Source organism: Providencia sp. UF-224 (assembly GCF_058245955.1).
This window is the reverse complement of the sequence record NZ_JBSICC010000023.1, coordinates 18,686-31,364: the sequence shown is the minus strand read 5'-3', so window position 1 is coordinate 31,364 and position 12,679 is coordinate 18,686. Positions and strand designations below refer to the sequence as shown.

The 12,679-nt window shown below is 39.8% G+C and carries 10 protein-coding genes and 1 tRNA gene; 5 read left to right on the top strand and 6 right to left on the bottom strand.

Features of this window, described 5'->3' with window-relative positions; translation table 11 throughout:
- Nucleotides 1-265: 265 nt before the first annotated feature.
- The 3 genes from groL to AC4IFO_RS17610 all read right to left on the bottom strand — a co-directional run bounded on the left by groL (nucleotide 266) and on the right by AC4IFO_RS17610 (nucleotide 2,933).
- Entirely contained in the window at nucleotides 266-1,909 is a 1,644-nt protein-coding gene (gene groL, locus AC4IFO_RS17620) for a chaperonin GroEL (RefSeq protein ID WP_490736343.1), read from the bottom strand.
- Between the two features lie 51 nt (nucleotides 1,910-1,960).
- The gene (locus AC4IFO_RS17615) at nucleotides 1,961-2,254 is read right to left on the bottom strand and encodes a co-chaperone GroES (protein ID WP_206083465.1); all 294 of its coding nucleotides are present in this window, start codon (nucleotides 2,252-2,254) and stop codon (nucleotides 1,961-1,963) included.
- Between the two features lie 163 nt (nucleotides 2,255-2,417).
- The gene (locus tag AC4IFO_RS17610; protein ID WP_490736341.1) at nucleotides 2,418-2,933 is read right to left on the bottom strand and encodes an FxsA family protein; all 516 of its coding nucleotides are present in this window, start codon (nucleotides 2,931-2,933) and stop codon (nucleotides 2,418-2,420) included.
- A gap of 440 nt (nucleotides 2,934-3,373) precedes the next feature.
- Between AC4IFO_RS17610 and aspA the strand changes: the two genes are divergently transcribed.
- The 5 genes from aspA to AC4IFO_RS17585 all read left to right on the top strand — a co-directional run bounded on the left by aspA (nucleotide 3,374) and on the right by AC4IFO_RS17585 (nucleotide 8,227).
- Nucleotides 3,374-4,798 carry an aspartate ammonia-lyase gene (aspA, locus tag AC4IFO_RS17605; RefSeq protein ID WP_490736339.1) on the top strand — a complete coding sequence of 475 codons (1,425 nt, stop codon included), beginning with the start codon at nucleotides 3,374-3,376 and terminating at the stop codon, nucleotides 4,796-4,798.
- A gap of 144 nt (nucleotides 4,799-4,942) precedes the next feature.
- Nucleotides 4,943-6,265, top strand: a complete 1,323-nt coding sequence (locus AC4IFO_RS17600; RefSeq protein WP_490736337.1) for an anaerobic C4-dicarboxylate transporter — start codon at nucleotides 4,943-4,945, stop codon at nucleotides 6,263-6,265.
- 665 nt (nucleotides 6,266-6,930) lie between these two features.
- Nucleotides 6,931-7,224 (top strand): helix-turn-helix domain-containing protein, encoded by a 294-nt coding sequence (locus tag AC4IFO_RS17595; RefSeq protein WP_490736335.1) that lies wholly within the window; start codon nucleotides 6,931-6,933, stop codon nucleotides 7,222-7,224.
- 228 nt (nucleotides 7,225-7,452) lie between these two features.
- A complete protein-coding gene (gene dicD, locus AC4IFO_RS17590) occupies nucleotides 7,453-8,025 on the top strand; it encodes a division control transcriptional repressor DicD (protein WP_490736376.1) in 573 nt (190 codons plus the stop codon).
- A 126-nt stretch (nucleotides 8,026-8,151) separates the two neighbouring features.
- Nucleotides 8,152-8,227: transfer RNA gene (locus AC4IFO_RS17585), tRNA-Phe, on the top strand.
- Nucleotides 8,228-8,363: 136 nt separating this feature from the next.
- Here AC4IFO_RS17585 and AC4IFO_RS17580 read toward each other — a convergent pair.
- From AC4IFO_RS17580 to AC4IFO_RS17570, 3 genes are all read right to left on the bottom strand, one after another.
- A complete protein-coding gene (locus tag AC4IFO_RS17580) occupies nucleotides 8,364-9,188 on the bottom strand; it encodes a hypothetical protein (RefSeq protein WP_490736333.1) in 825 nt (274 codons plus the stop codon).
- A 183-nt stretch (nucleotides 9,189-9,371) separates the two neighbouring features.
- A complete protein-coding gene (locus AC4IFO_RS17575) occupies nucleotides 9,372-10,103 on the bottom strand; it encodes a fimbrial biogenesis chaperone (protein WP_490736331.1) in 732 nt (243 codons plus the stop codon).
- A 22-nt stretch (nucleotides 10,104-10,125) separates the two neighbouring features.
- Nucleotides 10,126-12,609, bottom strand: coding sequence for a fimbria/pilus outer membrane usher protein (locus AC4IFO_RS17570; RefSeq protein ID WP_490736329.1), 2,484 nt, complete (start codon nucleotides 12,607-12,609; stop codon nucleotides 10,126-10,128).
- Nucleotides 12,610-12,679: the final 70 nt, after the last annotated feature.

Sequence of the window (12,679 nt, the reverse complement as noted above, 5' to 3'; positions counted from 1 at the left end):
TCACCAGCCGAATAGAGTCTACCACAAATTAATCAAGAACCTGCCCTATTCTTTGCTAATTCAAACCACTTACCTTACGTTAAATATAACCCGCTAAGCAACGTTGACGCAAAAATAAATCGCCTATCACATCAAATAGACATTCATTCTAGGTATTTATTGTTTCCAATAAAAAACCGGCACGACGAGATAAACTCACCGTACCGGTCTTATTCAGGCTATATCACGAATTATCGTGATTAGAGCGTGATGTTTGCCAAATGGCTTACATCATACCGCCCATTCCACCCATGCCGCCCATACCAGCGCCACCTAAGTCAGGTGCATCTGATTTTGGCAGGTCAGTGATCATCGCTTCAGTGGTGATCATCAGGCCAGCGATAGACGCTGCAAATTGCAGAGCAGAACGCGTAACTTTAGTTGGATCCAAGATACCCATGTCGATCATGTCGCCATAAGTGTCAGTTGCTGCGTTGTAACCTTCGTTACCTTTAGCCGCTTTAACGTTGTTAACCACAACTGAAGCTTCTTCACCTGCGTTAGCAACGATCTGACGCATTGGCGCTTCCATCGCACGCAGAGCAACACGAATACCAACGTTTTGTTCTTCGTTCTCACCAGTCAGTGCTTCCAGTTTCGCTGCAACACGAACCAGCGCAGTACCACCACCAGCAACAACGCCTTCTTCAACTGCTGCGCGAGTTGCGTGCAGAGCATCGTCAACGCGAGCGCGTTTTTCTTTCATTTCAACTTCAGTTGCTGCACCGACTTTAATGACCGCAACACCGCCAGCTAATTTCGCTACACGCTCTTGCAGTTTTTCACGGTCGTAATCTGAAGAAGATTCTTCAATTTGTTGACGGATTTGAGCAACACGGCCTTTAATCGCCTCTTCTTCACCGATACCATCAATGATAGTCGTGGTGTCTTTGTTGATCACGATACGTTTAGCTTGACCTAAGTCTTCTAATGTTGCTTTTTCTAACTCCATACCGATCTCTTCAGAGATAACAGTACCGTTAGTCAGTGTTGCGATATCTTGCAGCATTGCTTTACGACGGTCACCGAAGCCCGGTGCTTTAACCGCTGCCACTTTGACGATACCACGCATGGTGTTAACAACTAATGTTGCCAGCGCTTCGCCCTCAACATCTTCAGCGATGATCAGCAGTGGTTTGCTTGCTTTCGCAACGCCTTCTAATACTGGCAGTAATTCACGGATGTTAGAAACTTTTTTGTCAACTAACAGGATGAATGGGTTTTCTAACTCAACTGCACCAGTTTCTGGTTTGTTGATGAAATAAGGAGACAGGTAACCGCGGTCAAACTGCATACCTTCAACCACATCCAGCTCATCTTCCAGACCTGTACCTTCTTCAACAGTGATAACGCCTTCTTTGCCGACTTTATCCATTGCTTCTGCGATTAAACGACCAACGGTTTCGTCAGAGTTTGCAGAAATAGTACCTACCTGTGCAATCGCTTTTGTGTCTGAACATGGAACAGACAGTGCTTTCAGCTCTTCAACCGCAGCAACAACCGCTTTATCAATACCACGTTTCAGGTCCATTGGGTTCATACCCGCAGCAACCGCTTTTAAGCCTTCAGTGATGATAGCTTGTGCTAAAACTGTCGCAGTTGTTGTACCGTCACCCGCAGCATCGTTTGCTTTAGAGGCAACTTCTTTAACCATCTGCGCACCCATGTTTTCGAATCTATCTTCTAATTCGATTTCACGTGCAACAGAAACACCGTCTTTAGTGATAACTGGTGAGCCAAATGATTTGTCTAAAACAACATTACGGCCTTTAGGACCTAAAGTTACTTTAACTGCGTCTGCCAGAACATTCACACCACGAAGCATTTTCGTACGTGCATCACTACCAAATTTAACGTCTTTAGCTGCCATTATCTCTTTCCTTCAAATTCTTTTCGTTCGTTGAGAAGTTTTAAGTGAAAATTACGCTTCAACAATTGCCAGGATGTCGCTTTCGGACATAATCAGCACTTCTTCATTGTCGATTTTTTCAGCTTTCACGCCATAACCGTCGTTAAAAATAACGATATCGCCAACTTTCACATCCAGCGCTTTAATTTCGCCATTTTCGAGGATGCGGCCTTGGCCTACTGCCAGAACTTCACCACGCGTTGATTTGCCTGCCGCAGTACCGGTCAGAACAATGCCACCCGCAGATTTAGATTCTACTTCTTTACGTTTAACGATAACACGGTCATGCAATGGACGAATTTTCATTAATAGTTCTCCTATAAATAAAGTCCACACTAGGTAAAAGGACGATACCAGCATGTCTTAAATAAACTAGTACCATGTTTGAGCAGATTGGGGCTAGACCTTAGGACTTCAAGGGGGGAGATAAAAAATTTTTCATTTTCATCTCCCTATAAATATAAAGGATTTACGATTTCGGACGATCGTCTTTATCTGATGAGTCTGATTTATCTGTATTATCAATGGTAAAAGATGGGTCGTCTTGCTTACGTTGGAATTCCCCATCAAACGTATTACCGTTTTGGTATCCACCATTTCTTGGTTGATTAAAGCCCGCACCCGGTTGGTAAAAACGAATATGTGGAATTAGTCGCATCACGATAAGTTTTTGTACTGGTGGAAGTAATAACAATAAGCCAATAAAGTCAGTGAAAAACCCTGGCACGATGAGCAAAAAGCCCGCTAGAACGAGCGCAACACTTTTGATCATTTCCGCCGCAGGGCTTTCACCAGACGCTAATTTCTGTTGGATTTGCAGGACATTTTTCATACCTTGGTTTTTCACCAAAGACACCCCTAAACAGGATGTTAAGACCACCAGAATCAGCGTCATCAAAACACCGACTTCAGAAGCCACTCTGACAAAAATGACGGATTCAATGTAAACGAGAATACATATCAGAATTAGTGGTAACCAGCGCACAAGTTCTCCTTTATTTCAATAAGCTATCAACTATTTTACGCCCCTCGGAAAACCTTTGTGAACTGCATCTAAGAGACAACTATCAATATTCGCTTTTTTCTTTAGTATAGCCATAATAATTGGGGCAAAGATAACGCTTTTCAACTCACTATTTTTTTTGATTAACCAGACTTATCTGTGACGAATATCACACAATGAAAAATCTGTTGCATAAATCAAACTATATAGTGATCTAGGTTCAAGGCATTGTTTCATTAAAGGCATATCATCTACCCATAAATCAGTAGATCATAATGCTGATAACGTAGTAGAAGGTGTTAATCGCTTGTAAAGTTTTATTTTACAATATTAATCACCTGTGAAGTTTTGTTTTTACGATATATGGATTTTTAAAAAGCGCATAAACGGACAGTAACTGTAATCTAATTAAGAAGGTTCTCATGTCAAACAATACTCGTATCGAAGAAGACCTGTTAGGTAAAAAAGAAGTTCCAGCCGATGCCTATTATGGTGTTCATACTCTGCGTGCGATTGAAAACTTTTATATCAGCGACCGCACTATTAACGATGTCCCAGAATTTATTCGTGGCATGGTTATGGTTAAAAAAGCGGCGGCTTTAGCCAACAAAGAACAACACACTATTCCACGTAACATCGCGGAAACCATCATCAAAGCATGTGATGTTGTTTTAAATGAAGGCAAATGCATGGACCAGTTCCCTGTTGACGTATTCCAAGGTGGTGCGGGCACATCACTGAATATGAATACCAATGAAGTCCTTGCTAACATCGGTCTTGAGCTGATGGGTCATAAAAAAGGTGAGTATGAATTCTTAAACCCAAATGACCACCTGAACAAAAGCCAATCCACTAACGATGCATACCCTACCGGGTTCCGTATCGCAGTGTATAACTCTGTACTGAAGTTAATTGAATCTGTTGAATACCTGAAAAAAGGCTTTGAAGCTAAAGCTGAAGAATACAAAGACATTCTGAAAATGGGTCGTACCCAGTTACAGGATGCCGTTCCAATGACCGTCGGCCAAGAATTCCATGCTTTCGCTACTCTTCTGAAAGAAGAAGAGAAAAACCTGAAACGCAGCATCGAATTACTGCTCGAAGTTAACTTAGGCGCAACTGCTATCGGTACAGGCCTGAATACCGCACCAGGTTATTCAGAACTGGCAGTGAAAAAATTAGCAGAAGTCACTGGTTTACCATGCGTTCCTGCGGAAGACTTAATTGAAGCAACTTCTGACTGTGGTGCTTACATCACTGTTCACGCGGGCTTAAAACGTCTGGCAATGAAACTGTCTAAAATCTGTAACGACTTACGTCTGTTGTCTTCTGGTCCTCGCGCAGGTCTGAAAGAAATCAACTTACCTGAGTTACAAGCAGGTTCTTCTATTATGCCAGCAAAAGTTAACCCAGTTATCCCTGAAGTGGTTAACCAAGCGTGTTTCAAAGTTATCGGTAACGATATCTGTGTAACAATGGCAGCTGAAGCAGGCCAATTACAGTTAAACGTAATGGAACCTGCTATCGGCCAAGCGATGTTCGAATCTATCTCTCTGATGAGCAACGCATGTCGTAACCTGCAAGAAAAATGCATCAACGGCATTACTGTGAACAAAGAAATCTGTGAAGCGTTCGTCTTTAAATCAATCGGTATCGTCACTTACTTGAACCCATTCATTGGCCACCATAATGGTGACATCGTGGGTAAAATCTGTGCAGAAACTGGTAAGAGCGTACGCGAAGTTGTTCTTGAACGCGGTTTACTGACTGAAGCTGAGCTGGACGATATTTTCTCTGTTGAGAACTTAAAACACCCAGCTTATAAAGCAAAACGTTTTGATGACTAAAAATTTATGTTTATCATAAATAATACTTAAAAATAAAGGCACGCCTCTCATCAGAAAGCGTGCCTTTTTTGATTAATGCACACACAAATAATTAACATAACAGTTTCATAATTTTAATTTTCATTTTGTCGAGGAGTAAACACTATGTTAGCCGTAGAATTTATTATTGTTCTGCTGGCCATTTTTTTGGGGGCCCGTCTTGGTGGGATAGGTATCGGCTTTGCCGGTGGCCTTGGTGTACTGGTACTCGCTGCAATTGGCGTGAAACCAGGGACCATTCCATTTGACGTTATCTCCATCATCATGGCTGTTATTGCCGCTATCTCTGCAATGCAAATTGCTGGCGGTTTAGATTATTTAGTTGCCCAAACAGAAAAATTACTGCGCCGCAACCCTAAATACATCACCATCCTTGCGCCAATCGTGACTTACTTTCTAACACTTTTTGCTGGTACAGGTAATATCTCTTTAGCAACACTGCCTGTTATCGCAGAGGTCGCGAAAGAACAAGGTGTTAAACCTTGCCGTCCATTATCAACCGCCGTCGTTGCCGCTCAGATTGGTATTACTGCATCACCTATTTCCGCTGCGGTTGTCTATATGGCATCAGTGATGGAAAACCCTGCAATGATGGGCGCTGGCAATACTGTTAGCTACATCACCCTGCTAGGGATTTTACTACCATCAACCTTCCTTGCGATTATGTTGATGTCATTTATTATTTCTTGGACGTTCAACTCTAAACTTTCTGATGACCCAATCTACCAAAAACGTTTAGCAGAAGGCTTAATTGAACTGCGTGGTAGCCAAGTCAAAGAAATCAAACCAGGTGCTAAATCTTCCGTCCTGCTGTTCTTACTCGGTGTTATCGGCGTTGTTTGCTACGCTATCATCAATAGCCCAAGCTTAGGGATTGTCGAAACACCATTAATGAACACCACCAATGCGATTTTGATCATCATGCTGACAGTCGCAACGTTGATTACTATCCTTTGCCGTGTCAATACCGATGCAATCCTGAACTCCAGTACCTTTAAAGCAGGTATGAGTGCATGTATCTGTATCTTAGGTGTTGCTTGGTTAGGTGACACTTTCGTACAGCACAACCTTGAGTGGATCAAAGCCACTGCGGGTGACTTAATCCACGAACATTCTTGGATGCTAGCGGTTATCTTCTTCTTCTGTTCTGCACTTCTGTATTCACAAGCAGCAACAGCAAAAGCATTGATGCCAATGGCGTTGGCTTTAGGTGTTAGCCCACTGACAGCGATTGCATCATTCTCTGCGGTTTCAGGCCTATTTATTCTGCCAACTTACCCAACACTGGTTGCTGCGGTACAAATGGATGATACTGGTACTACACGTATTGGGAAGTTTGTCTTTAACCACCCATTCTTTATCCCAGGTACCATTGCCGTCGCCTTAGCCGTTACGTTCGGCTTCCTGTTCGGTGGAATGATACTCTAGCCCTAATTCATTCGATTGAGTAGACTAAAACCCGTGAAATCGTTCACGGGTTTTTTATTGTCACGTGAATGCCAATAATCAATATAAAACCTGAGAAGAACATTCTTCAATATTATTGAATATTCACATTGCAAATTTAAATTTCAATTCAATAAAATATGTAAATATATAAATCATAGCCATCATATATATATTCAAAATGCCAAATTCAGATATAAAACGTGAATAAAAAAAACAAATCTTTCTAATGAAACATTTATATTAATAACCTCAATATAAGTGTAACAATCAATGAATATATTGATTAAAATTCAGTGTAATCCTGCAAAAATCGCCAAAAAACAACGCAAATTATAAAACCAGAAAATGATAAAATTGAAATATATAAATCCAACAACTTCAAAAAAAAACCAGAAACACCAAAATATACCCCCAAAAACCGAATAAATCATACTCTTTTATTGTGTATTGAAAATAGGTGTCATCTATTAATAATCACAAATCCATCCGCCATAAATATTGGTAATACGACACTCACCCTTGTCTAATAGGTATTAGAAAACCATTCAGGTTCTCTTTTAAACCCGTTATACGAGCGCTAAATATAGAATAATTTATTAATTAAAATAATTTATCTCGTCAACATTAATTTATTTGGAGGAGGAATGTTAAGTACTCAACGAAATGATAATACCGATGTTTCCATTTATATTGGAACTTATTTAAAACGCCGTAGAAAAGCCGTTGGTTTAACAGGTGCGCAATTAGCATCACGGTTAAGTATTAGCCAACAGCAAATTTCTCGTTACGAAAGGGGTAAAAATGCCATCACCATACAAGGTTTGTTGGATATTTTACAAGCCCTTGAGCTAAGAAAGCACGATGTCGATGATTTTATGAAGAAAATTTTTCAATTTTATTATATCGATGTTGCACTAGAGGCAAAGTTGATTAACTAAGGCTCCAATCTAAATTTGAAATAGCGCATTAATTTAGGTTCAGGGGGGATAATTCCCCCTCCTGTATTTCATGTTTAATATCATTCTATTTCATAAAAAGTGACAATTCCCCAAGCTACGTACCTTCCCTATTGATATCTTACTCGCAAAGTAAACCGCTATAATTCAGCATTGATCATTGCTATGATGAAAAAAATAGACCTCATGGTGATGGAGTTCACAATGCCTATCCAACGCGAAACGATTTTAAGCCATGCATTAAACCAATTAGAAATTCAGGGTTTATCCGCATCAACAGAAAATTTACTCAGTGAAATTGAATCTGATTTTTCGGCTATTCGCCAATTTTGGCCTGATGATGAAGCACTTGTTTATGATTGCCTACGTTTTCACGGGCAGCAAATTGAAATTTGGCAGCGCCAAACCCTCCTAGATGAAGCACTGAGCCCACATCAGAAGCTAATGGCACGTTACCAACAGCTATCAGAGAAAGTGAGTGAGGGACGTTTCCCAGGCTGTTTATTTATCTCTGCCTGTAATTACTACCCAGATTCAGAGCACCCAATTCATCAGCTTAGTCGTTTGCAAAAAGAAAATTCATTCAACTTCACCAAAGAGCTATTAGATGAGCTCGATATTGAAGACTCCGAACTTGTTGCCAATCAAATGGAGTTGGTACTCGAAGGGTGCTTAAATCGGTTGTTAGTCCAACGTGACATTCAAGATGTTGAAACAGCACAACACCTTTCTGAAGATATTTTGACGATTGCGTTATGCCGGAAAAAAGGTGCGCTAAGCTAAAAAAGCATCATTCGCGCATTAAACCACCACCTTTTGCTGAAAAAGAAAACACTCAGTAAAAAAATGCGTTTTTTTATGAAAAACTCATTGACGCAAACCGCTGAATACGGTTTAATGCGCCCCGTTGCCCGGATAGCTCAGTCGGTAGAGCAGGGGATTGAAAATCCCCGTGTCCTTGGTTCGATTCCGAGTCCGGGCACCACTATTTAAAGAAACCAGCTTAAGGCTGGTTTTTTGCTTTTTATAACCTTATCAATCCTTTCGCCTGCTTTTTAAAACATAAAAAGCCCACCACGCTAACGTAATGAGCTTTGAACGAATACTAGGCCTGAAACTCGCTAGCGGTAAGTAAATAAAACATTCACCGTGTTACTAAACTGCCCTGATTTAATCGCTTCGTTATCTTTCTTCGATAACTCAACACTATACGGGAAGTAACCTGGGTTTTGTTTACTAATGCTACCTTTATAATAATATTGGTCAAAGGTAACCATTTGATTATTACTTCTATCGGTTATTGCCGCTTGTAGTCCATTGTTAAAGACCATGTATTTTTTATTTATCACACCACTGTTGCTCTGGAATGCGACGCTGATTTCCAATGCGGCATCACAGGTCGAATCTGGCACTAAATCTAAGGAAAAATTTTCTTTAACTGTTTTACCATTTTCAAAATTCTCAACCGTGAGTTCTTTGAAATCAACCACTTTGTTGCTCATATGAACAATTGGCGTTGGACAGTAGTTCACCAGTTTCCCGATGATCCTCGCTTGATAAACATCTCCTAAACTTTTCTTCTGGTAATCACTGTGATAACCAACATTAAAAACCCCAGTATCAAATGATTTTAACTCCCCAGTGCCTCTTACTACTCGGTACGTATAACCAAACATGACATTCATCGAGCCTGCCGCCCAATATCCTACTTCCAAGGCGGGTGTACTAGCTGCCGTAATCTCAACAGAGCCTGAGTATATGTTATCCTGATAAAGTCTAACGCCACTATTTTTAAGTAAGTTTTTTGTATTTGTAGGCGTTTGATTATTAAACCAGATTGTGCGCTCAGCTTTTGAGCCTGAAAATACACAAGCCCACGAGAACCATCCACTACTTGCAGAGCCGAGTAACGTACCTGGAGCAATCGCGCCAGGTGTTGTATTCATATCAATATACACCTCAGGGAGCGGGTTCCATGCATTTCCTCCCGATCCAGGTACCCCAGAATTGGGTTTACACGTCACCCCCGCATAAGCCGCGGAGCCTGATATAAGAAGGAGAAAAATCCCCCCACTTTGACAAAGTCTTTTTTTAAATTTTATTTTGGTGAGATTCAATTTTTGCATTTTTTATTTCGCCTGTGGCAATAACTGGCAAGGCTGCGCAGGTGCACATTGGTATTTATTAAATTTCAACCCACCAAAATCATCAATATAAGCAACTTCAAAACTATTCCATGCTGGATTTTTTAACGTCACCGTGGAATCACTAAACGGTGCAACAAGCACCTCAGGAAAGTTTTTATCCTTGCTTTGGTCGACATTAATATTTGTTATCACGATATTAAACGGCGTTGGATTCGACAACGTAATATTTCCACCTTGTTTTGTCACTTTTAAATCACGTTGAAAATCTTTATCTACGGATATTTTGTAATCAATGCCTTTTGGACGATAAAATAATTTTAAGCGTGATTGAATAGTAAACTGAACTGTATTCGCTTCTTTACCTTGAGGTGGAATGCCTAATACATTGAAATAAAGTAGGCTTTCCCTATCTGTCGGTAATGTATTTTGCCCATCCATATAAGCGATTTTGATTTGTTTTTTCTGTTTAGGCCCAATTTTTTGTAAAAAAGGTAACGCAACTAACGAATTCGTCAGTTTTTCGCCTTTTTGGTTTTCTATCCATGTCTGTGCTAAAAAAGAAGACCCTGCATCTTGGTTTTCAACCACCACGCTGGTTCCACCATCCGCTTCATTAAAAATAATACGGGTTCTATCTAATCCAAGTACCGCATGCGCCTGGCTCATTACACTTGATAGTAAAACAACGGAAAATATTTTTTTGAATAATGTCATTTTTTCACCCATTTTAATCATATTAGTGACTGCATGTAATTGAATCGCTGCTTTTAGCAAGGAGACTGTCAGCAAGGAATGTACACGCTTGTGCATCCCCCCAATTGACACTAAGTTGATCGCCCATATTCAACCCAGTTAAGTACACAATGCCTGATTCAGCAATAATGCCTGAAACCTTACCCGTTACATTGTTTTTCACTACTGAACCTAATGGCGGGTATTGTCCATTAGCCAGTTTAATTCTTGTTATCAATGACTTACCGATATCCGCATCCATTTTAACGTAACCTATTGCACCATCCGTGAGTGTCGATGCTAAAACGTTATCATCAATATTGACGCTATCTGGCAAATTGTTCACATCAACCTTATATTCCATATTATAGTAGGTTGGTACATTACTGATGGTTGCTAATCCGCGGCTATTGGTAGATGCATGACTATTTTCAATAATTACACCTTGTGCATTTGGAACATCAACCACTAAACGAGATTGGTCACGGTACGTCAAACGGTGCGCTGAAATGCCGTGTTGTGTCGCTGTCACTGAACCACTCACTGTCATTCCTAATGAATTGATTGAATCCGATAGCGACCCCGTGACTTGCACTTGCCCTGCCTCACCACTATGTGACACATAAGTGCTGACCATACCTTCAGATAAACCATCCTGTGTTGATGCGGTTAAGTTATAATTTGTATCTTTATCTACATGTCGGCTGTAATTAATGTTATTCGCGTAGCGTTTGTTATTATCACTATAAGAGGCAAAGTAAGATATTGACGCATTTTGGTTCTCAGAACTTAATGGCTTACTGACAGATAAATAAACTTGGTTATCTGTTTTATCATTAGCCCCACGAACTTGGTTTAAAGAAAGTGATATGTTGCCACCTTTCATGAAACCTTCATCAAAAAACTTATTTAACCCCACGCTGAAATAGTTATTTTGCTTGCCATTCCAATAGGTCTTACGTGATGCCGTGATATTCGCACTCGCATTAATGCTTCTTAATTGTTGGGCATAAGATAATGAAAAAACATGCTTATCCTTGTTTATGTCAACGTCTTGTTTATCTGTAAAATTTTGCTCAACAAAATTAGATAATGAATTAAACGTTCTGTCCGCAAAACGATATCCGGTAAGCGTCAGCTGACCATCGATACTTGGTAGATCTTTAGCGTAGTTAATACGGTAACTTTTTCCTTTTTCACGCCCCAACACGGTATCAGCATAAGACTGAGTAATATCTAGCGAAAAAGCGCCTAAGAAACCGAGATTTTGACCAATACCTAAGTTAATGGCTTGATATTTATTCCCTGATGTTGCCACTAACCCACCAAAGACGGAGGTATTATTGAATACACCAACAGAGCTTTCGACAGTCATAAAATTATCGTTAGCAAACGTTCCATTTTTAGGGGATAACTGCCCTAAATTCATCGTGTAGCGAGCTTGCCCCTTGCGAGTCAAAAATGGAATATTGGTTGTGGTGAACTGGAATTTAGTTTCTTTACCATTATCTTCAGTCACAGTGACATCAATAGTCCCCATAACTGATTGGCTTAAATCTTTAATCACAAAAGGACCTGCGGGAACTTTAACCTGACTAATGATACGGCCATTTTGCGATAATGTGACGGTTGCATTTGATGCCGCAACCCCTGTGATCTGAGGTGCATAACCCCTTAAGCTTGGTGGCAACATACTTTCATCAGTAAAAACGCTCACACCTTTGAAGCGCACACTGTCAAACAGGTCAGATTTAGTAAAAATATCACCGACAAATAGCTTTGCAGATAGGCTAGCAATGTCTCTAAAAGCATACACTTGCTCCCAATCTAAGCTTTTTTTCTGATTTCCACGTCCATCTTTTCCCATTAATTTATTTTCATATTGGTAATTTGCACGCAGGCGCCATTGAGCTAAATTAGCTCCCACATTACCAAAAGCATATAACTGGTTACGTGTCTCTGCGTTTTTGCGAACCAAATGATTATCACTAATGGTGTAATCTAAAATTAAACCTGAAATTCCGTAGTCACGCATCTCAGGGCTAACCCACGAAGAGTAAGTGGACTCCATGTACTTTTGCGGAATCGAAATAACAAGAATTTGTTCACTATCATTGAAATCAATAGCCACACTTTCATCGAGTGATGATAAATTAATACAATTATCTTCTTGTGAAGATATTAGTTTTTCTTTGGCTTCTTCATTTAAAGGAAAACGTTTTATTAACTCTACTGTAATACATGGCTCAACAATTCCATTATTACTAATAAACTTAATTTTTTCTCCACGGATAATTTTTTTGTTATTTAATATAATATCTGATTCATACAAACCTTCACTTAAACTGTTTTTTTCAAAATAGCTTAGGTCAATATTATCATCTACAGATAAATTAAGTGCATTAATATTAAAAGTTTCAGCGCTAGAATATCCACCACACATAATGAGGGAAATAATATAACCTATATTTTTTTTCTTAAAATACATGATTTCACTCTTATGATCATAGGGAGGATACAAAGCTTTACGCTAATAAGCGTAAAGCTTTAGATTAGGC